The sequence below is a fragment of the Hymenobacter sp. YIM 151858-1 genome (assembly GCF_025979705.1).
Lineage (GTDB): Bacteria > Bacteroidota > Bacteroidia > Cytophagales > Hymenobacteraceae > Solirubrum.
Window position 1 is genome coordinate 2,092,540 of sequence record NZ_CP110136.1, and the last position, 20,771, is coordinate 2,113,310.

General features: G+C 61.2%; 19 protein-coding genes. 9 read left to right on the forward strand and 10 right to left on the reverse strand.

The window, feature by feature from the left end; all coding sequences use genetic code 11:
* Window positions 1-230: 230 nt before the first annotated feature.
* Together OIS50_RS09300 and purE are read right to left on the reverse strand one after the other, a co-directional pair.
* Complete coding sequence (locus OIS50_RS09300) at window positions 231-1,424, reverse strand: endonuclease/exonuclease/phosphatase family protein (RefSeq protein WP_264694155.1); 1,194 nt, start codon at window positions 1,422-1,424, stop codon at window positions 231-233.
* Window positions 1,425-1,570: 146 nt separating this feature from the next.
* On the reverse strand, window positions 1,571-2,116 hold the full coding sequence (gene purE / locus OIS50_RS09305) for a 5-(carboxyamino)imidazole ribonucleotide mutase (protein ID WP_059067942.1): 546 nt from the start codon (window positions 2,114-2,116) through the stop codon (window positions 1,571-1,573).
* A 139-nt stretch (window positions 2,117-2,255) separates the two neighbouring features.
* Here purE and OIS50_RS09310 point away from each other — a divergent pair, with 139 nt between their 5' ends.
* Window positions 2,256-2,876: a MarC family protein gene (locus tag OIS50_RS09310; RefSeq protein ID WP_264694160.1), complete on the forward strand. Its 621-nt coding sequence runs from the start codon at window positions 2,256-2,258 to the stop codon at window positions 2,874-2,876.
* Between the two features lie 117 nt (window positions 2,877-2,993).
* Window positions 2,994-4,040, forward strand: a complete 1,047-nt coding sequence (hemE, locus tag OIS50_RS09315) for a uroporphyrinogen decarboxylase (RefSeq protein WP_264694162.1) — start codon at window positions 2,994-2,996, stop codon at window positions 4,038-4,040.
* A 159-nt stretch (window positions 4,041-4,199) separates the two neighbouring features.
* Here hemE and OIS50_RS09320 read toward each other — a convergent pair whose 3' ends face one another.
* The 5 genes from OIS50_RS09320 to OIS50_RS09340 form a co-directional block, all read right to left on the reverse strand.
* Window positions 4,200-5,210 (reverse strand): bifunctional heptose 7-phosphate kinase/heptose 1-phosphate adenyltransferase, encoded by a 1,011-nt coding sequence (locus OIS50_RS09320; protein WP_264694164.1) that lies wholly within the window; start codon window positions 5,208-5,210, stop codon window positions 4,200-4,202.
* 153 nt (window positions 5,211-5,363) lie between these two features.
* On the reverse strand, window positions 5,364-6,587 hold the full coding sequence (locus OIS50_RS09325; RefSeq protein ID WP_264694166.1) for a pyridoxal phosphate-dependent aminotransferase: 1,224 nt from the start codon (window positions 6,585-6,587) through the stop codon (window positions 5,364-5,366).
* 141 nt (window positions 6,588-6,728) lie between these two features.
* On the reverse strand, window positions 6,729-8,720 hold the full coding sequence (locus OIS50_RS09330; RefSeq protein ID WP_264694168.1) for a glycosyltransferase family 2 protein: 1,992 nt from the start codon (window positions 8,718-8,720) through the stop codon (window positions 6,729-6,731).
* A gap of 203 nt (window positions 8,721-8,923) precedes the next feature.
* A complete protein-coding gene (recR, locus tag OIS50_RS09335) occupies window positions 8,924-9,538 on the reverse strand; it encodes a recombination mediator RecR (protein ID WP_264694170.1) in 615 nt (204 codons plus the stop codon).
* A gap of 93 nt (window positions 9,539-9,631) precedes the next feature.
* Window positions 9,632-9,913, reverse strand: a complete 282-nt coding sequence (locus OIS50_RS09340; RefSeq protein ID WP_264694172.1) for an ATP-dependent Clp protease adaptor ClpS — start codon at window positions 9,911-9,913, stop codon at window positions 9,632-9,634.
* 175 nt (window positions 9,914-10,088) lie between these two features.
* Between OIS50_RS09340 and OIS50_RS09345 the strand changes: the two genes are divergently transcribed.
* From OIS50_RS09345 to OIS50_RS09355, 3 genes are all read left to right on the forward strand, one after another.
* Complete coding sequence (locus OIS50_RS09345) at window positions 10,089-12,320, forward strand: S9 family peptidase (protein ID WP_264694174.1); 2,232 nt, start codon at window positions 10,089-10,091, stop codon at window positions 12,318-12,320.
* A gap of 425 nt (window positions 12,321-12,745) precedes the next feature.
* Window positions 12,746-13,300 carry a hypothetical protein gene (locus OIS50_RS09350; protein ID WP_264694176.1) on the forward strand — a complete coding sequence of 185 codons (555 nt, stop codon included), beginning with the start codon at window positions 12,746-12,748 and terminating at the stop codon, window positions 13,298-13,300.
* 155 nt (window positions 13,301-13,455) lie between these two features.
* On the forward strand, window positions 13,456-14,193 hold the full coding sequence (locus OIS50_RS09355) for a hypothetical protein (RefSeq protein WP_264694178.1): 738 nt from the start codon (window positions 13,456-13,458) through the stop codon (window positions 14,191-14,193).
* A gap of 98 nt (window positions 14,194-14,291) precedes the next feature.
* On the opposite strand, the gene OIS50_RS09360 is transcribed toward OIS50_RS09355, so the two are convergent.
* Together OIS50_RS09360 and OIS50_RS09365 are read right to left on the reverse strand one after the other, a co-directional pair.
* Window positions 14,292-14,948, reverse strand: a complete 657-nt coding sequence (locus OIS50_RS09360; protein WP_264694180.1) for a YceI family protein — start codon at window positions 14,946-14,948, stop codon at window positions 14,292-14,294.
* 46 nt (window positions 14,949-14,994) lie between these two features.
* On the reverse strand, window positions 14,995-15,444 hold the full coding sequence (locus OIS50_RS09365; protein WP_264694182.1) for a MarR family winged helix-turn-helix transcriptional regulator: 450 nt from the start codon (window positions 15,442-15,444) through the stop codon (window positions 14,995-14,997).
* 161 nt (window positions 15,445-15,605) lie between these two features.
* On the opposite strand from OIS50_RS09365, the gene OIS50_RS09370 reads away from it, so the two are divergent.
* On the forward strand, window positions 15,606-16,202 hold the full coding sequence (locus OIS50_RS09370; RefSeq protein ID WP_264694184.1) for a DUF6799 domain-containing protein: 597 nt from the start codon (window positions 15,606-15,608) through the stop codon (window positions 16,200-16,202).
* A gap of 71 nt (window positions 16,203-16,273) precedes the next feature.
* On the opposite strand, the gene OIS50_RS09375 is transcribed toward OIS50_RS09370, so the two are convergent.
* Window positions 16,274-17,302 (reverse strand): dipeptide epimerase, encoded by a 1,029-nt coding sequence (locus OIS50_RS09375; RefSeq protein WP_264694186.1) that lies wholly within the window; start codon window positions 17,300-17,302, stop codon window positions 16,274-16,276.
* A 138-nt stretch (window positions 17,303-17,440) separates the two neighbouring features.
* On the opposite strand from OIS50_RS09375, the gene OIS50_RS09380 reads away from it, so the two are divergent.
* From OIS50_RS09380 to OIS50_RS09390, 3 genes are all read left to right on the forward strand, one after another.
* A complete protein-coding gene (locus tag OIS50_RS09380) occupies window positions 17,441-18,865 on the forward strand; it encodes a dicarboxylate/amino acid:cation symporter (RefSeq protein WP_264694187.1) in 1,425 nt (474 codons plus the stop codon).
* Between the two features lie 261 nt (window positions 18,866-19,126).
* Complete coding sequence (locus tag OIS50_RS09385; protein ID WP_264694189.1) at window positions 19,127-19,627, forward strand: hypothetical protein; 501 nt, start codon at window positions 19,127-19,129, stop codon at window positions 19,625-19,627.
* Window positions 19,628-19,767: 140 nt separating this feature from the next.
* Window positions 19,768-20,703 (forward strand): T9SS type A sorting domain-containing protein, encoded by a 936-nt coding sequence (locus tag OIS50_RS09390; protein WP_264694191.1) that lies wholly within the window; start codon window positions 19,768-19,770, stop codon window positions 20,701-20,703.
* Window positions 20,704-20,771: the final 68 nt, after the last annotated feature.

Genomic DNA, 20,771 nt, shown 5'->3' on the forward strand with positions numbered 1-20,771 from the left:
TCGGGCAAACGCGGGCTAAAGCCCACGCTACACCGTTCGGCGCCCTAGGTCAGAAACAGAAAATACTATCCGTGGACGCGGACTACAATCGAAGGTCGGCGTAGCTAAAGTCCGCGCTACCTCGCCCTAGGTGGTTTTCGCTTAGTGCTGGCTGAACGGTCGTACCAAGTTCAGGACCGATTGCTTCGTCCTTCGTCCTCGCAATGACACCCGGAGGAACGGTTGCAGCCCTAGGTGGCGCTGGGCCGGGCGGGCTGCTGCAGCTCGATGGGCACCGGCTGGGGCTGGCCTTTGGCCTCGGCCGACTCCTGCTCGCTTTCTTCCTCGAAACCCTTTTGGATTTTCTCGGCGGCCTCCTGAAAGTCGCTCTCGTCGGGGCGCTCCATGTTGGCCAGGTGCTGCATTTTGGCATGCGGCTCGTAGCTCAGCCGGATGTAGATGGGAAAGTGGTCGGAGCCGACGTGGGGCAGCCGCTCGATGCTGGCTACCTTAAAGTGAGCCGAATGGAATACGTGGTCGAGGGGCCAGCGCAGCAGGCGGTAATCGGCATGAAAGGTAGGCAGCAGCCCCCGGCCCATGCGCGGATCGAGCAGGCGGCTGATGCGCCGGAACAGCTCGGAGGTGTGCGACCAGGCCACGTCGTTCATGTCGCCGGCTACCACCGTGGGTCCGTCGTGGTCCTCAATTTCGTGGCCTACCAGCAGCAGCTCGGCATCGCGCTTGGTGCTGGTTTTCGACTCTTGCGGCGCGGGCGGCTTGGGGTGCAGGCAGTAGAGGCGCACCCGCAGGCCGTTGGGCATCTCCACGAAGGCATGGAAAGAGGGTATGTCGTCGTCGAGCAGAAACTTGATTTCGGGGTTGTGCAGCGGCAGGCGCGAAAACACCAGCATACCGTACGTATTGGGCAGCGGGGCGTAGGCCGTGTACGGGTGGGTTTCTTCGAGACTGCGCAGTTGCTCCAACCACCATTGGTCGGTTTCCACGGCCAGGATGATGTCGGGGTTGCAGTTGCGAATGACGCCCAGGCAGCGCGAAGCGTCGCGGTTGGTCATCAGCACGTTGGTAACCAGCAGGCTCAGGTGGTTGTCGTTGTCGGTAGTGGGGCGGGTGCTGTCGAGCACCTTTTTGCCCATCAGGTTGGTGTAGGGCAAGATGCGCAGCATCTGATACACGATGGCTCCGGCCAGCGTCAGGATAAACAACGGCCCGAGCCAATCGAACTGCCAGAAGTTGAGCACCACGCTACCCACCAACGCCACCGCCAGCGCACCCACCACTTGCAGGCGCGGAAAGTCGAATACCCTGATCCACCACGCCTCGCGGCGCGCCAGCGGCAGCAGGGTAGCAACCAGGGCTGCGGTGCCCACAATGGCCACCAGGCCATCGAGCACGCGCGTAAATAAGGTTAGCAAAAAGGTTAGCACGGGCGGGTTGAGCGAAGAAGAACGGTTGAGCTATTGTACTGCGGCGCGTTAACTAAGTTGCGGCTGCATATACTTAGGGCTATATACGCGAGCAGCCACAGCGCGGCTATTCCGTCGGGCCCGTACCCGCCCCTAGGTGCTGGGTGCTAAAAATCGTCGAGGCCACCTTTGCGCAGCTCGTCCACGGTGCGCATTACTTTGTCGCGCAGGGCGGCGCGGTATTTTTCGAGCGCATCGGCCAGGCGGGCATTGCCGATGGCCAGCATCTGCACGGCCAGAATGGCGGCGTTGGCGGCGTTGTCGAGGGCCACGGTGGCCACGGGCACGCCCGCTGGCATTTGCAGCATCGAGAGCACCGAATCGAGCCCGGCAATGCTGGTGGCGGCATTGATGGGCACGCCAATAACTGGTAGCGTGGTAAAGGCTGCCACCATGCCGGGCAAGTGCGCCGCCCCGCCCCCACCGGCAATTACCACCCGCAGCCCCCGCTTGCGCGCCGACTCGGCGTACTCCACCAAACGGTGCGGGGTGCGGTGCGGCGACACCAGCGTAATCTCGAAGGGTACCTGAAACTGGCGCAGCACTTCGGCCGCCACGTTCATCACGCGCAGGTCGGATTGGCTGCCCATAATAATGCCCACCACCGGCGTGGAGGCATCGGGAGCGTTGTGATCGGGGGGCAGGGTAGTCATGGCAGTGCGGGGGAAGGCCGTGGGGGAGCTGGGAGTAAGCCCGGCAGTATACATACGCAGATAGGCCCTGCCGGAGCCAACAAAATCGGGACTGTATGCGCTTCCCGACTACCTTTAGCCAGAATATATTGCCCGTTGCATGGAGATACTGCTCGCCACCTTCACTACGCTGTTTTCGGTTGTCAATCCGTTCGGGGCCATGCCCGTGTTTCTGACCCTGACCGAGGCCGACACCGCCCAGCACCGGGCTGCCACCGCCCTGCGGGCCTGCACCTACATGGTGGGCGTGCTGGCCGTGTCGTTTTTTGCGGGGCAGTACGTGCTCAACTTCTTCGGTATCAATATCCACCACCTGCGCATTGCGGGCGGCATTCTGCTGATGCGCTCGGCTTTCGACCTGCTGACGCCCGGCGCCAACCGCGACCGGGTAGGCCCGGCCGTGCTCGAGGAAAGCCTGCACAAAGACGACATCAGCTTTACGCCGCTGGCCATGCCCATGCTCTCGGGTCCGGGCTCCATTGCCGTGTGCATCGGCCTGTTTACCGAGCGGCTCAGCTACTTCGATATGGCCCTGATCGTGTTCGGCTTCGTGCTCGTGGCCTTGGCCAGCTACATGATTCTGCTGTCGTCGTTGCGCCTCACGCGCTTCCTGGGCCGGCCGGGCATGGCGGCGCTGGCGCGCATTATGGGCTTTATTACGCTGGCTATCGGGGTAAATTTCCTGGCCTCGGCCATCAAGGCGCTGTTTCAGGAAAGCTGATGAACCTGGCTCCCCCGCATCGGAAAGCTATTCTCAGGGGCTGAAAACACTTGACAACTATCACCCAACAGCACAAGCGTCCGTAGGCTATCTTTGCGGCCCGAAACCGCTTATCCGATGCTGAAGAACGACCTGATCCTGCGTGCCGCCCGCGGCGAACAAACCGAACGTACTCCTGTATGGCTGATGCGCCAGGCCGGCCGCATTTTGCCCGAGTACCGCGCGTTGCGCGCCAAGTTGAGCGGTTTTAAGGAACTGGTTGAAACGCCCGACCTCGCGGCCGAGGTAACCATTCAGCCCATTGATGCGCTCGACGTCGACGCAGCTATCATCTTCAGCGACATTCTGGTGGTGCCCGAGGCCATGGGCCTTACCTACGAAATGGTGGAAGCCCGCGGCCCGCTGTTTCCGGAAACCGTGAAATCGGCCGCCGACGTGGCCCGCCTGCGCGTTGCCGACCCCGAGGAGCACCTAGGGTATGTGCTGGAGGCCCTGCGCGTCACCAAAAAAGCCCTGGGTGGCCGCGTGCCGCTGATTGGTTTTGCCGGCGCCCCCTGGACGATTCTGGCCTACATGGTGGAGGGCCACGGCTCCAAAACCTTCAGCAAAGCGCGCCGCATGCTGTTCCAAAATCCGGAGCTCTCGCACCAGCTGCTGCGCAAAATCACCGATACCACCATTGCCTACCTGCGCGCCCAAGTTGAGGCCGGCGCCAATATGTTGCAGGTGTTCGACTCGTGGGCGGGCATCCTGAACCCGCAGCACTACCACGAGTTTTCGGCCCGCTACATCGGCGAAATTTGCGCGGCTATGCCCGCCGATGTGCCCGTAACGGTGTTTGCCAAAGGGGCTTTCTTCGCGCACCAGGACTTCGCCCAGATGCCCTGCCGCACCATCGGCCTCGACTGGAACGAAGACCCCCGGGCCGTGCGCCAGCTCGTGGGCGACAAAACCCTGCAAGGCAACCTCGACCCCTGCGCCCTCTACGGCTCGCCCGAGCAAGTGCGCGCCGCCACCATCGAAATGCTGGAGCGTTTCGGCCCGCAGCGCCACATTGCCAACCTGGGCCACGGCGTATACCCCGACACCAACCCCGACCGTGTAAAGGTTTTTGTGGAAACGGTGAAGGAGCACAGCACCCGCATGCGCCAGGATCTGGCGTAGGGCAATCCACTGTCGTTCCGCATTTTGTCATCCTGCATCTAGCGTACGCAAAGCGAAGGACCTTATCACGTTGGATAGTAATATCTACCTGGCGTGATAAGGTCCTTCGCTTTGCTCAGGATGACAAACGATGAATGCGGTACTCGGCGCGTAAGCAGCTTACAGCACTTCGGCAGCTTCAGCTTCTTGCAGCAGTCGACCTTTCTCAATTGGCACTACGCCCACTTGCTCGCACACCAAACCACCGCCTAGGTTGGCCAGGGCGGCCATGGCCTCGGGGCTGGTGCCGAGGGCTACGCACAGCGCGGCAATGCTGATTACCGTGTCGCCGGCACCCGAAACATCGGAAATGGCGCGCACGTGGGCGGGCAGGTACACCGGGCCCGACATAGCATCGCAGAAAACGCCGCGCTCCGACAACGTAACCAGCACCATTTCGGGCGCGAGGTGCTGGCGCAGCACCGCAACGGCGTGTTCGAGGCCCGCGTTGTCGCCGTCGGCAAACTCCAGCTTCAGGCCTTCGCGCAGCTCTTTCAGGTTGGGCTTGAAGAGCGTGCAGCCGCGGTAAGCCAGGAAGTTGCGCTTTTTCGGGTCGACGACGGTGGGTACGCCCTTCTGGCGTGCAAGCGCAATGAAGTTGGCAATGCGTTCGGCGTTCAATACCCCTTTGTCGTAGTCTTCGAAGATGACCACATCGGCGCGGTCGAGCAATTGTTCGTAGGCTTCGGTCAGGGCGGCGTCTTCGGTGGTAGTCAGGTCGGTTTCAACTTCCGAGTCGATGCGGAGCAGGTGCTGGCCGTGGGCCAGGATGCGCTGCTTTACCGTGGTGGGCCGCTCGGCGCTGCGCACCAGGCCATCGGCGGGCAGGTGCCGCTCGTGCAGCAGGTGCAGTAGCTGGTCGCCGCCGGCATCGTCGCCAATCACGGCGCACAGCAGCGGCGTGGCACCTAGGGCTTGCACGTTCAGGGCCACGTTGGCCGCTCCGCCCAGGCGCTGCTCGGTGCGCGTCACGTTCACGATGGGCACGGGGGCCTCCGGCGACAGGCGCCCGGCTTTGCCCCACACGTAGGCATCCACCATCACGTCGCCCACGATGAGCACGGTCAGGTCGTTGAAAGCGGCAAAAAGATCGGTAAGCGTGGCGGACGACGACAAAGCGGCTGCAGGCATCGGAAAGCAGAATGGCGAATGAAGCCGCAAAGATAGCCCGCGGCTAGGTAGTGTGTGGCCTGGGTTTGTAGGCAGGCACCCGGGGCGGCCCAACAAAAAGCCGCACCCTAACGGGGTGCGGCCTGGTTACCTAAGGCAATTTCGGGTATGCGCTTAAGCCAGCTTGGCCAGACTAACCTTGATGCGGCGGAAAGCCTCGCGCAGCTTCTCGTCGGCGGCGGCGGTGCTCATGCGCAGGCACTGCGGCGCCCCGAAGGCACCACCATCAACGGTGGCCACGTGGCCGTCGTTGAGCAGGTAAATGGCCAGGTCGCAGGCGTTGTCGATTACCTGCCCCTCGGGCGTGGTTTTGCCAAAGTACGACGACACCTCCGGGAACACGTAGAAAGCGCCGCTCGGGGTGGGCGTTTTCAGGCCCGGAATGTCGCGCACGAGTTCCAGCACCAGGTCGCGGCGGCGGCGGTAGGCCTCCACCATCTCGTCGGCCGAGGTGCGGCCACCTTGCAGGGCGGCCAGGGCGGCGCGCTGCGCCACGGAGCAGGTGCCCGAGGTAATCTGGCTTTGCATTTTCTCGCAGGCGGCGGCAATTTCCTTGCGGGCCGCCAGGTAGCCAATGCGCCAGCCCGTCATGGCATAGCCCTTCGAGAAGCCGTTGACGGTGATTATCTGGTCCTTAACCTCGGCAAATTGCGCCAGGCTCACGTGCTCACCCACAAAGTTGATGTACTCGTAAATCTCGTCGGCAATTACGTGCACGTGGGGGTTGCGGGCCACTACCTCGGCAATGGCGGCCAGCTCTTCGCGCGAGAACACCGAGCCGGTGGGGTTGCACGGCGACGAGTACATTACCAGCTTGGTGCGGGGCGTAATGGCCTCTTCGAGCTGCTCGGCGGTTACTTTGTAGTCGTTTTCGAGGGTGCCCACCAGCTTGATGGGCGTGCCCTCGGCCAGCTTCACAATCTCCTCGTAGCTAACCCAATAAGGCGAGAAGATGAGCACCTCGTCGCCGGGGTTCACCAGGCTCATCACGGCGTTGGCAATACTCTGCTTGGCGCCCGTGCTCACCACAATGTTTTCGGGCTTGTAGTCGAGGTTGTTGTCGCGCTTGAACTTCTCGGCAATGGCGGCGCGCAGCTCGGGGTAGCCGGGCACAGGCGTGTAAAAGGTATAGCCGTCGTCGATGGCCTTTTTGGCCGCGTCCTTGATGTATTGCGGGGTCTGAAAGTCCGGCTCGCCGAAGCTCAGGCTAATCACGTCGACGCCTTGGGCCGCCAGCTCGCGGGCCTTTTTGGCCATGCCAATGGTTTGCGACTCTTCCAACGCGTTGATGCGGTCGGATAAGAACGAGGTTGCTAGCGTTGCGGCAGCGTTCGACATGGGGGAATGCAGGCTTGGGGTAGGAAATGGGGAAAGCGCAAAGGTACGCAGATAGGCGCGGCACGCAGTATAGCACACGGGCCCGCTTTGCACAAACCACACCCAATCAACCGGACGAAGCAACCCTGGGTTGCACCCCTCCTACTCCTGCCCCAGCACCTGAAAATTGCGCAGCACCAGCCGCAGATCGTCGGCGGGCGAGTAGTCGCGGGCGTAAATCAGCTCCAGGCGGCGGCGTGTGGCGTCGTTCAGCGCGAAGTTGGCATGCACGGCCTCGTCGGCCGGCGAAAACACGGCCCGCGGCGTGCCGGTGCGCGGCGCCATGTAGCGCAGCCCCACCCACGTGCGCCGCCCCAGCAGCACCCGCAGCACGTTGCGCAAAAAACCACCTAGGGTAGCGCGCTGGCGCAACACTACCAAGGGCGTGCCCACCAACACAACCACGCTGATGACAATATCGAGCAGGCGCTTCACGCGCCGCTGCTGGGGCTTGTAGAGGTTCAGCTCGATTTCGAGGGCGTAATAGTCGCCGGGCGAATCTTTGGAAGAGCTGCCGATGATGTAGTCGCTGTCTTCGGGCAATATCTTGAAGGCCACCTCGGGGTGCGTATCCTGCAGCTGCACCATGTTGCCCATAATCTGACTGGCCGTGAGGTCTTTGCCACAGAACACCAGCTCCGTCACGTCGTAAATGCGCAGCACTTCGGCCAGCTGACGCAACGAGCCCAACTGGTCGGCGGGCGTAGCGGCGGCCGAGCCTTCGTCGGAGGGACTGATGAAGCCCAGGATGCGTGCTTGCACCGCTGCGGCACCCAGCAGCCTACGTACGCGCTGGCTCTCGGCCTCCGAGCCCACAATGGCAATGTGCTTGGGCGGCTGCTCCGAGAGGCGCAGGTCGCGGTAGCGGATGAAGTGCTGCACCACGCGGCGCGCCACCATGGCGCCCACGGCCCACACGCCGCCCAGGATGATCAGCGCCTTCGAAAAACGCCAGGCGTCGAGGAAGTTGGAAATAGCCGAAATCAGCACTGTACCGATGAGGATACCGTGCGCAATGCGCGAAGTTTTGGCCGGTTCGTCGTAGGAGCCGCTGAGGTAGGCCGAGCTAAGCCACACCACAATGTAGGCCGGCACGGCCACCAGCATGTACTGCGGCGGATACGGCGTGGGCACAAACTTGTGGTTCTGCTCCCAGTAATCCTTCAGGAAGTACATGCCGCCCAGGATGATACCTGCATCGAGCAGCACGGGCCAGGCCTTGTCCCAGAAGCGCCGACCTAGGGCCACCCCGGCGCGCAGCCAGATGGCAAAGTTGATCAGCAGCGAAAACGCGCCGGCTTGCTTGGGCGCGAAGTGCTTTTGGGCGAAAATGACCATGGCCCGGTAAAACACGAACACGTAGTTTACCGAGGTGCGCTTGGTGCTTTCGCCCTTGTAGTGGATGATGCGCGTGCCGGGGTAATAGTAGTTTTTCCAGCCGCCCTGCGTAAGCCGGTACGAGAGGTCGATGTCCTCGCCGTACATAAAGTAGTCCTCGTCGAGCAGGCCTACTTGCTCAAGGGCGGCTTTGCGCATCAGCATAAACGCGCCGCTCAGCACCTCAATCTCGTGCGTCTGGTCTTGGTCGAGAAACCCTAGGTGGTAGCGGCCGAATTTGCGCGACTTAGGAAACAGGGCCGCTAAGCCAAACACTTTGTAGAAGGCAATCCAGGGCGTGGGCAGGCTGCGCTTGCTTTCGGGCAGAAACTTGCCCTGGCCGTCGAGCATCTTCACGCCCAGGCCGCCGGCTTTGGGGTGGGCATCCATAAACTCGCAGCACGCCCGGAAGGTATCTTCCTCCACCACCGTATCGGGGTTCAGCAGCAGCAGGTACTCGCCCTTGGCTTGGCGCAAGGCCTGGTTGTTGGCTTTGCTGAAGCCGGGGTTGTCCTGGTTTTCGATGAGGATGACCTCCGGAAAGCGCTGCCGCACCATGGCCACCGAGCGGTCGACGGAGTTGTTGTCGACCACGAAAACCTCTACCGGCTGCCCCAGCTTTTCGACAGCGCGGCGCACCGATAACAGCGTCTGCTCCAGAAAGTAGCAAACATTGTAATTAACGATGACGACGGAAAGCTTGGGGTACGCGGGCACGGGCGGAGAGGCAATACACCGAAAGTTAGCGACTTTGCTAATGCCCTACCTACGCACGAGCTGCATCTTCTAGATTTCTTAACCGCTAGGTTTCGATTCTTTAATATGCCGCCGCCCGCCGCCAGAGCAGCACTGCCTGGGCCTGAAAACAAAAAACCGCCCCGGCAACAAAGCCGGGGCGGTTTTGCATGGCGAATACGGCCTTAGCGCAGCTGCCGCTGGCGCTCCACAATCGAACGACCTAGGGTAATCTCGTCGGCGTACTCCAGCTCGCCGCCCACCGGAATGCCGCGGGCAATGGAGCTGATGTGCACCTCGGGGAACTCGCGCAGGCGACGCGTGAGGTAAAACGCCGTGGTGTCGCCTTCCATCGTGGGGCTGATGGCCAAGATAACTTCCTTCACTTCGCTGTCCTCGCCTTGCATGCGGCTCATCAGCGGCTCGATGTGCAAGTCGCCGGGGCCGATGCCCTCGATGGGCGAGATAACGCCGCCCAGCACGTGGTACACGCCCTGGTACTGGCCGGTGTTTTCGATGGCAATTACATCGCGGATGTCCGACACGACGCACACCGTGCTATGGTCGCGCAGCGGGTTGGCGCAAATCGAGCACTGCTCCGTGTCGGAGATGTTGTAGCAGGTGTTGCAGTAGCGAATATCGAAGCGCATTTTGGCCAGGGCCTCGGCCAGCGAGCTGGTCGTTTCCGTTTCGGCTTTCAGCAGGTGCAGCGCCAGGCGCAACGCCGTTTTGCGGCCGATGCCGGGCAGCTTCGAGAGTTCCGCTACCGCGTTTTCGATCAGTTTGGAGGGAAATTCCATTCGGAAATAAGCTATTGGCTATTAGCTGTTAGCTATTAGTTGCCAGCCATCAGCAAAAAAGCTGATGGCTAACCGCCAATGGCTAATAGCTGGCTAAACTACGTCGGCCGAAATGCCGCGGTCGTGAATGGCCGTACACAGGGGCTCCAGCTCATCGTACGAGCCGACCTTTACGGTGCACTGGCCTTTGTAATGAATCAGCAGGGTGCATTGCTCGGCCTGCATGGGCTCGTGGCCGCACACATCAATAAGCGTCTTGATGACGTGGTCGAAGGTATTTACGTCGTCGTTGTATACCACAAGGTCGCGCAGGTCGGTGCTTTCTTCCAGCACCAACACATCCACTTCCGGGGCAATCAGCGGTTTAGTGTTCATGGCGTAAAGGTACAGCTTCAGGTGGTAGGTTGCGGGCCGCGCGATGGTACTGCATAACATGCCGCGGCGTGGTATAGTTGCCGCGGCGCCGGAATTTGTGGGGCCGCACATCTGTTGATTCCGCTGTAATTTTCGGGCACATTCCTACCCGGTCCTCACCCACTTTTCGCGTTTTATGCACCTCATGTTGCGGCGGCTTTCGCTGCCCCTAGTATTGCTGGCTTTGGCCGGCTCGCCCGCGCTGGCGCAGCAGCAGCTCCTCACCGTAGAGGACGCTTTCCGCAACCCCGCCCTTAACCCCGCCAACCTGCGGCAGCTTAGCTGGATACCCGGCTCGAAAGACGAATACAGCTTTGTGCGCACCGCCGAGCCGGCGCAAGGCGGGCAGGACGAGCTGGTGCGTGGCCGCGTAGGCGGGCCGCTGCAAACCGTGGTAACGCTCGGCAACCTAGGGCAGGCGCTGCAGGCCGCCGGGGCCCCGGCCGTAAAAGCCACCGGCTTTCCGCAGGTGCAGTGGCTCGGGCCCGATGCTTTTCTGGTTGCGATGCCCAGCCGCGAGGTGTTCCGCTACTCCACCACCGATGGCAAGGCCACCAAGCTGTTTGGCTACCAGGCCGGGGCCGACAACGTGGATTTCGACCCGACCAAAACGCGGGTGGCCTACACCAAAGAGCAGAACCTGTTCATCAGCCAAGCCGGCAAGGAGAACGTGGCCGTTACCTCGGAAAGCAACCCGGCCATTGTGAATGGCCAGGCCGCGCACCGCTCCGAGTTCGGCATTACCAAAGGCACGTTCTGGAGCCCCAAAGGCAACAAGCTGGCCTACTACCGCATGGATCAGACCATGGTAACGGACTACCCGCTGATTAACACCGCGGAAGTGCCGGCCAAGGCCGAGCCCATTAAGTACCCCATGGCCGGCGACAAAAGCCACCAGGTAACCGTGGGCGTGTACGATGTGGCCTCGGGCAAAACCGTGTTTCTGCAAACCGGCGAGCCGAAGGAGCAATACCTCACCAACATCAGCTGGAGCCCCGACGAAAAATCGGTGTACGTGGCCGTGCTCAACCGCGAGCAAAACCACATGTGGCTGCGCCAGTACGATGCCGCTACCGGCGCGCTGGTAAAAACCCTGTTCGAGGAAACCGACAAGGAGTACGTGGAGCCGCAGCACCCGCTGCAGTTTGTGCCCGGCCAGCCCGAGCAATTTGTGTGGCAAAGCCAGCGCGATGGCTACAACCACCTCTACCTCTACAACACCGCGGGCAAGCTGCTGCGCCAGCTCACCAAAGGCCCGTGGCTGGTAACCGATGTGCTCGGCTTCGATGGCAAAGGCAAAACCATCTACTTCGCCAGCAACCAGGAAGGCACCATTCAGCGCCAGCTTTACGCGCTGCCCCTAGGTGGCGGCAAGCCGCGCCGCATCAGCAGCGGGGCGGGCACCCACACCGGCACGCTCAGCCCCTCGGGCGAGCTACTGATTGATTCGTACAGCAGCCAGATTACGCCGCGCACCATTGCCGTGCTGGGCACCAAGGATGGCAAAAGCCAATTGCAGCTGCTGAACGCACCCAACCCTTTGGCCAACTACCGCCTAGGTGCCACCAAGGTGTTTCCGATTAAGGCCGCCGATGGGCAAACCGACCTATACGCCCGCATCATCACGCCGCCCAACTTCGACCCGAACAAGAAGTACCCGGCCGTGATTTACGTGTACGGCGGCCCGCACGTGCAGCTTGTAACCGATTCGTGGCTGGGCGGGGGCAACCTCTGGATGCAGATGATGGCCGAAAAAGGATACGTGGTGTTCACCGTCGATTCGCGCGGCTCGGGCAACCGCGGCTTGCCATTCGAGCAGGCCACCCACCGGCAGTTGGGCACGCAGGAGCTGGCCGATCAGCTCAAGGGTGTTGATTACCTGAAGTCGCTGCCCTACGTGGATGCCCAGCGCATTGGCGTGCACGGTTGGAGCTACGGCGGTTTCATGACCACGACTATGCTTACGCGCGCGCCGCAAGGCACCTTTAAGGTAGGCGTGGCCGGCGGCCCCGTTATCGACTGGCGCCTGTACGAGGTGATGTACACCGAGCGCTACATGGACACCCCGCAGGAAAACCCCGAGGGTTACCAAAAGGCCAACCTGCTGAACTACGTAGAGAACCTAAAGGCGCCGCTGCTGATGATCCACGGCACCATCGACGATGTGGTGGTGTGGCAGCACAGCCAAGCCTACCTCAAAACCGCCGTCGATAAAGGCGTGCAGCTCGACTATTTTGTGTACCCTGGCCACCCGCACAACGTAGGCGGCAAAGACCGGGTGCACCTCTACACCAAAATCACAAACTACCTCGATATGTACCTTAAACCGGAAACCCCGGCCGCGGGCAGCAACACCAGCGGGCAGTAAGGGCCTCACGGGACCCCTTCGGGGCACGGCCCCCTATCCAAAGAGAGGAGGAGCCACGGCTGCACGGCTGTCATGTCGAGCAAAGCGAGACATCTGGGGTGTTGACGCCGGATAGTATTGTCATCCTGAGCAAAGCGAAGGACCTTACCACGTCAGGGCCTCACGGGACCCCTCCGGAGCACGCCCCCCTACCTCGCTCCATGCGCGACATCGTAGAGAGGGAGCGGATACTATCCGGCGTTCGCACGCGAGATGCCTCTACAAGCTCGGCATGAGGTTTTAACCCTAGGTTGTTCAGGCGTGATAAGGTCCTTGACTACGTCGACCTTCGGTTCGGCTCGCGCTTCAGGATGACAGCCGAAAAACCGCAGCCCAACCAACCCACCACCTCCTTCTTCATTCCTCATTCTTCCTTCGCCCAAAGAATGCCCGCTCCTTCCACCGACTTCAAACGCGCCCTGCGGCAGCTTTCCGATAAAGAAAAAGAAGATCTGTTGCTGAAAGCCGTGCGCCGCGACGCCGAGCTGTACGACTTGCTGCGCTACGAAATTCTGCCTGAGGTAGATCTGCGCATTATCCAGGACGAGCACGCCGAGCGCATTGCCGAGCTGTTGCAAAAAGCCAACGGCCGCGTAATGAACCGCGCCCTTTCGCGGGCCCTGGGTAAAGCCGCCAAGGAAATTGCCCGGGCCAAGCGCATCACCAAAGACAAACGCCTGGAGGTGGAACTCAGCCTTTACACACTGCGCCTGGTGCTGGAGGAGTACAGCGAGTTTTTCAACGGCTACTTCCAGTCGTTTTACGTGGCTACGGTGCGCATGCTGCTGCGCACGGCCAAGCTGGTGCCCAAGCTGCACGAGGATTTGTGGCTGGAGTACAAACCCGAAATCGATGAAATACTGACTACGCTGCGCGCCCACGAAAAGCACCGCCAGCTGCGCTACGCGTTGCCCAAAGAACTGGAGCTACCGCACCTGTAAAGCATGTCCGTTGACGGGCTCTTGCGCTTAAGCCACAATTGTTATAACAAAATGGTTATTGTATAAAAATATTAAGATAGGATGCGGAAACCCATTTAGATTTGAAGGCTGAGCTTACTGCAGTTACACGCTTCAACTCCCTTCTTCATCCAATTATGCAGAAAAACCTTACCCGTATTCTTACCGGTTGTGCATTCCTCGGCCTGACGAGCTGTGCAGGCAGCTATTCGCCCATCCGTCCGGCACGCATTGCCACGTACCAATCGGTAAGCGCTGCTAACTCACCCGTTGAGTTCGGCTACAAGTACAGCGCCCTCATTACCAACGGGCCAAACAAAAAGTACGTCAAGAAAGAGCGCAAGCAGGGCTACCAGGTAGTGGCTGTGAGCGTGAAAAACAACACCAGCGCCGACATCAACTTCTCGCGCGACCTGGAATTGTACTTCGGCGACCGTCCGGTGCAAGCCGTTCCGTCGGTGCAGGCCGCCAACGACCTGAAACAGGGCGTGGCCATTTACCTGCTCTACGTGCTCGGCATCGGGCGCCTAGGCGGCTCTACCGACCCCATGACCGGCCAGACCACCGGCGGCACGCTATTCCCGTGGGGCCCGGCCGTAGCAGTAGGCAACATGCTGGGTGCCAGCGGCGCCAACAAAAACCTCCGCAACGAGTTTGCCACCTACGACCTCACCAACAAGGTAATTAAGCCGGGCGAAACGGTGCACGGCATTCTGCCGCTGCGCGAAGTCAACGTAGCCCCGCTGCGCGTAGTACTACGCAACAGCACCGCCGCCACGCCCGCCGCGGCCCCGGCTACTACGCCCGAAGCGCCTGCGGCGGCGCCGGCCCCTGCAGCCAGCCCCGCCCCCGCCAACAACGGTGGCCAGCACTAACCAGCCCTAGGTGCTCTGAGTGCCACAAGCGAGAACGGCCCCACCTGCACTGCAGGTGGGGCCGTTCTCGCTTGTGGTCTTACTGAGTAAGAGGTCGATTACTGAGCTTGCTGCTTAGCAATTACGTTGAAGCTCAGCGTGAAATTGTCGTCGATGGCTTTGTCGGCAGCAGCGCCGAACAAGGTCGAGCCGTATTTCACGTCGTACTTGGTGCGGTCGACGGTAGCCACGCCCGAGGCCGAAGCCACACCGTCCTTCACGCCTACTTTGGCCGGGAAGCTAACCGCGTTGGTTTTGCCTTTGATGGTGAGGTTGCCGGTTACCAGGGCGTTGTTGCCGTTGGCGTCGCCTTTCAGGGGCTTCAGGTTGGTGATGACGAAAGTGGCGGTCGGGAATTTCTCAGCGCCGAAGAAGTCGTCGTTCTTCAGGTGGCCCACCAGTTTGCCGTTGTAGTCGGCATCCTTGATGTCATCCACCTTAATCGAGTTCATGTCGAAGGTGAAGGTGCCACCCGTAACCTGGTTGCCACGCACCAGCACTTGGCCTTCTTTCAGGGCCACGGTGCCGTTGTGCTGGCCACCTACTTTTTTGCCCACCCAACCTAGGGTGCTCAGCTGCGGCTGCACGGCGTAGGCGTTGTTGTTGGCCTTGGCGGTGCCAGGGGTGGTTTTCTTAACGCCAAACTTCTCCTGAGCGTGGGCCGGAGCAGTAAACAGAGCGCCTACGAGCAGCAGGGGCAGAACGAATTTTTTCATGATTTTAAGCGTGTGAGAGAACGGAGGTTGTATGAGCAGCCAGGGTTTAGCTGCGGATTTTATCGAGTAAGTCGCTGAGTTGCGCAGCCTCTTCGGCGCTGAGGTTTTCGAGGCCGCTGTGCTGGGCATTGGCCAGGTCCTCGGTGCGCTGCAGCAAATCGAGGCCGGCTTCGGTAATGCGGATGTCGACGGCGCGGCGGTTGCTGGGGCACACCTGCCGCGTTACCAGGCCTTTGGCTTCCAGCTTATCCACAATGCGCGAGGCGTTGCTGGTTTTATCGAGCATGCGTTCGATGAGCAGATTCACCGTAGCGGGCTTGGGGTGCTGCCCCCGCAAAATGCGCAGCACGTTGTACTGCGGCAGTGTAATGCCATAGGGCTTGAAGGCGGCGGCCAGACGTTGCTGCAGCCACCCTGCCGTAAAAACCACATTCAGGTAGGCTTTTTGGTAGGCGCTTTTGAACACCCGCTGCTGGATTTCGTCTTCGAGCTTCATGCGTTATCTGGAATGCGATGCAAATATATGTACATACATTATATGTAGCAACATCGTTCCGCTATTTTTTCATAAGCTGCATGCCCTACCTTTTGTTTGGCAGTTGCCGTATGGAGGGGCGTGCGGCAATAGCACAAATCAGACCACACTCCTTCCCTCGTATGAAACAGCTGACCTCCCTCCTGCTCGCTTTTGGCGCTCTGCTTACCACGGCATCGGCCGTGCAGGCCCAAAACACGCCAGGGCAAACCCAAGCTGCACAGCAAGATAACCAGCGCGAGTTGCAAAACACCGACCAGTTTGTCATGCAAAACGGCTCGGTGGTAAAGCGCAGCGGCACCAAAACCACCGGCCTGAGCCAGAACGTGCGCCTGCCCAACGGCACCAAAGTAAACGTGAAGAGCGGTATTGTGGAGCTGCCCGGCGGCAAGATTACCACCCTGAAAGAAGGCGACTACGTGCGCGCCGACGGCAGCATTGTGTACGCCACGCCGCAAAGCGCCGCCGCTGCCCGCGGCGAAACCGCCCCCGCCGACGCCAAGTTCGGCACCCTCGACCAGGGCGCGGTGCCCAGCACTGCCGAGGCCGAGCAGCGCATTGCCGACCTAGGCCGCCGCGTCGAGCTGATGGCCCAGAAGCTGCAGCTGCTCAACCAAAAGATTTCGCTGCTAAGCCAGGGGCACCCCAAACTGCCCGATACCAGCCAGCTCGACAGCCAGATTAAGGCCCTCGACGAGCAAATGCGCAACGTAAAATAAGCTGTTGGTTATTAGTTGTTAGCTGCTGGCTGTCAGCTGCTAGCTTTCGACCTAGGGCTGACAGCCAGCAGCTAATAGCTAACAACTGGTATCTCCGGTTGCGCCGCGAGGTGGCCGTTGGCTTCGTGCACCAGGCCGTACGGCTCGTCGCGCACGATGAGGAAGCCATCCAGGTCGCAGACCTCGGCCAGGCCGCTGAGCTGCAGCGCCGACCAGATACCTAGGCTTGTTTCGACCATGCAGCCAATCATGGTGCGCAAACCGTGCGCTTGCGCCTGCCGCAGTAGCCGCACGCCGTTGAGGTAGCCGCCGGCTTTCATCAGCTTCATGTTCAGCACGTGAAACTGCCGCGCAATGGCCGCGAAATCGGCCGTGTCGGTCACCGATTCGTCGGCGATGAGCGGCCAGGGGCTACGGCTGTGCAGGTGGCGGTAGTCGTCGGCGCAATGGGCGGGCAGCGGCTGTTCCAGCAGCTGCACATTCAGGCCGGGCAAGTCGCGTACGGCTTCCACAAAGCGCAGCAGGCCGTCGGCGTCGTGCCAGGCTTCGTTGCCATCCACCAGCAAGGGGTGGCCGGGGAGCAGCCGCGTCAGCTCGCGCAGCAAATCGGCGCCGCCTTCCTGGTTTACTTTCACTTTCAGCAGCGGGAAGCGGGCCATGCCCTGCGCCGCTACAAACGCCGCCACGGCGCCGGGCTCCATAATGGGCAAGGTAAAGGCTGTGGGCACGGCTGCCGCGGGCGTGGGCACCTGCAGCAATTCGGGCACGCTTACCTGCTGTTGCTTGGCCAGGTAGTGCACGTACGCCGACTCCACCGCGAAGCGCAGCGCGTGGGCAGGCTGGGCCACCTCGAGCAGGGCCGTGAGGTCGTCGAGGTGCTGCACGTGCCCCAGGCCGGCTTGCTGCAAGGCGGCAAACTGGGCCAGCAGCAGCTCGGGCGTTTCGGCGTAGCGCACGTTGGGCGCGGCCTCGCCCCAACCGGCCTGCGGGCCCTCGCCTACGCGCACCAGCAGGTTGGTTTTGGCATCGGAAGCGTTGCGCGAAATCTTCCAGGTAAAGCGAAGCGGCAGCTCGAGCGAGCTGATGGACCAGTGCAGCATAACGAAGCAATACGAGCCCACCCGGGCAGGGGTGCAAATTAAGCCGGCCGCGCACATCCGCAGACTGCCGCCCAAACGTCTATCTTTGTCCACCTTCGGCACCCCCATCCGAGCCGAAGACTGGACTTATTGCTGCTTATGAAGCTTACGCGCGTTGCCGTGCCGGCCATAGCCTTGCTGCTGCTGGCTGCCCTCCTCACCGCCTTGTCGCATTACGGCGTGGTTGCCCTGCCGCCCGCCGTGCCCATGGCCGCCCGCTGGGCAGCCCTGGTGGCCATCGTCGTTTGGGCTTCGGTCCGCCGCTCCCTCACCTTCTGGATTGTGGTGAGCATGCTGGTTGGGGCCGAAGTGGGCGCCGATTTCCCGCAGGAGGCCCAAAGCCTTAAGGTGCTGTCGGATGTGTTCCTGCGCTTGGTCAAAACCATCATCGCCCCGCTGGTATTTGCCACGCTGGTGGTAGGTATTGCCGGCCACTCCGACCTGAAAAAGGTGGGCCGCATGGGCCTCAAAGCCCTCATTTACTTCGAGGTGGTTACCACCTTCGCGCTGTTCATCGGCTTGGCGGCCATCAACCTGTCGCGCGCGGGCGTGGGCATCAGCCAGGCCGGCAACACCGAAACCGAAACGCTGCAGACCGTGAAGCAAACCACGGCCGACATCATTCTGCACATCTTCCCCGAAAACATTGCCAAATCAGTGGCCGAGGGCCAAGTGCTGCAGGTGGTGGTGTTTGCCATCATCTTCGCCATTGGCCTGGCCATGGTGAAAGAGCAGCACCGCAAACCCATCCTGGAGTGGTCGGAAAGCCTGTCGGAGGTGATGTTCAAGTTCACCAACGTGGTTATGTTCTTCGCGCCCCTGGGTGTGGGCGGCGCCATTGCCTACACGGTTGGCAAAATGGGTTTTGCGCCGCTGCTCAATGCCTTGCAGCTGCTGCTCACGCTCTACGTGGCCCTTATTGCCTTTGTGGTGCTGATTCTGCTGCCGATGGCCCTGATTGCACGCATCCCGATTAAGCGCTTTGTGCAGGCCATTGCCGAGCCGGTGAGCATTGCCTTTGCCACTACCTCGTCGGAGGCGGCGCTGCCCCGCGCCATGGAGGCGATGGAAAGCATCGGCGTACCGCGCCGCGTGGTGGCCTTCGTAATGCCCACGGGCTACTCCTTCAACCTCGATGGCACCACGCTGTACCTCTCGCTGGCGGCCGTGTTCGTGGCCCAGGCGGCCGGCATCGAGCTGACCCTAGGTCAGCAATTGGTAATGGTGTTCACGCTGATGCTCACCTCGAAAGGCGTGGCCGGCGTGCCGCGCGCCTCGCTGGTAATTCTGCTGGCTACGGTAGCCTCGTTCAACCTGCCCTCGTGGCCGGTGTTCATCATTCTGGGCATTGATGCGCTGATGGACATGGCCCGCACCGCCGTAAACGTAATGGGCAACTGCCTGGCCACGGCCGTAATTGCCCGCTGGGAAGGCGAGTTTGTGGATAACTACCAGGGCGAGCCTATCGATGACTTGTTTGAGGAAGAAACCTCTACCCCGGTGGCCGCCTCGCGCAACCACTAGCCCTAGGTGCTGCACTGCGCAGCTACCGCCAGGCAAGCACAGCAGCCCGGGTTCCGCAACGTGCGGGGCCCGGGCTGCTGCTTTTTCAGGCCGGCAATGCGGCAGGTTTACCTAAAGCTGCCACTTCTGCTCAACCCTGATTTATCCTAAGCTTTATCGTTTGCGCCACAATTCAAATCAGCTAACTTAATAACCGGCCTTACGCGGCAGCTGGCTTTGCGGCACCGTGTGTTGCCTATGTTCTTCAACCGTTCGTGCCCCATGAAAACTTCTGCTATTGGTCGGTTTGTAGCGCCGGCGCTTCTGCTGATGTTGTTTGGCTTTCGGGCAGCGGCACCGGCCAACACTTTTAGTGTGAAGGTGAACGGCAAGTCGCTGACGGGCAAGCCGGGCTTCAACACCTGCATTCTGATGATGAATGCGCTGAATTTGGGCGGCAATCTGGCCGACGGCAGCCACGTGATGATCGAAATCATGCCGGCGTCGTTTCCGGAGGTGCCGGCCACCCTGCCGCTGGGCGTGCAGAGCATGGAGAAGTACGCCAAGGTTTTCTATTACCCCAAAGGCACCCAGGACGCCCTCAATTACTACGTCTCCACCAAGGGCGGCACCCTGACCATTACGCGCTACGACGCCGCCACCCGCACCATTGCGGGCAGCTTCGGCGGCAAGCTGGTGCGCGTAAAAGGGTTGGGCGAAGTACCCTCCGATGTGGTGCAGCTAACCGACGGCCGTTTCGATGTAGCCTTCGTGAAGCGCTGACGCCCTAGGTGCTGCGGCGCGCCTGCCCAGCATGCAGGCCTGGGGCCCAGCAAACTTTTTGCCCGGCATTAAACCCCAGGCACGTTGCGGCATCTATGCGAGTAGAAAACAGGTAACAACTTCCTTCTACTCACATAAGCATGAAAACCAATTCCTGGCTTAAGGCGCTGGCCTTCTCGTTCGCCCTCCTGCCCGCTACTGCCACCGTCGGCACGGCTTGGGCCCAGGTGCGCGGCACCCAGCAAAATGCCCAGGGCATGGGCAAGCACGGCCACCGCGGCGGCCCGCGCAAAGCCAACCCCGAAGTGCGCACCTACCTGCGCGAAAACGTGATGCCCGTGGTACGCCAGCAGCGCCAGAAGCTGGATGCCCAAATGAGCAGCGCCGATAAAACGCAGCTCGAAACCTACCGTGGCCAGCTGAAAAGCCTGGGTGAGCGGCAGGCGGCGCTGCGCAAGAGCTTCCGCCCCGAGGGTACGCCCAAAGGCCAGCGCGTGCCCCTGACGGATGCCCAGAAGCAGCAACTGCAGCAGCTACGCACCGAGCGCAAGGCCGTGATGGAGAACGTAGCCCGCCTGGCGCAGAAGTACGACGCGCAAATAAACCGCCTGGCCGAGGAGGTAAAGCCCCAGCGCGACAAGTGGGCCGCCGATTTACAGGCGCTGTCCCAGAAAAACCTCACGCCCGAGCAGCAGCAAAAGCGTGCGCAGTGGCAGCAGAAGCGCGGTAACGGCTCCGGCAACCGCCAGAACTTCTTCGGGCCCTCGCGCTTTTTGCTGATGAACCCCAACGCCCCGGCCAAAGCCGAGCGCAACGCCGGCACCGGCCGCGCCGCCTTGTACCCCAACCCGGCCAGTAGCTCGCAGCGCCTCGAGTACGAGGTGAAAAAGGATGGCAACGTGAAGGTGGAGCTGCTCGATGAGCGCGGCAAAACCCTGCGCACCCTCTTCGACGGCAAGCAGGACAAGGGCACCCACTCGCTCGACGTGAACCTCGCCGACCTAGGCCGTGGCACTTACCTCTACAAAATCACGAGCAAGGGCCACACCGAAACCCGACGGTTCGTGAAGGAGTAAACGCCCCTGCAACCTCCCATATTCCGGCACAGGCCGCCCCACCTAGGGGCGGCTTGTTGCGTTTAGGG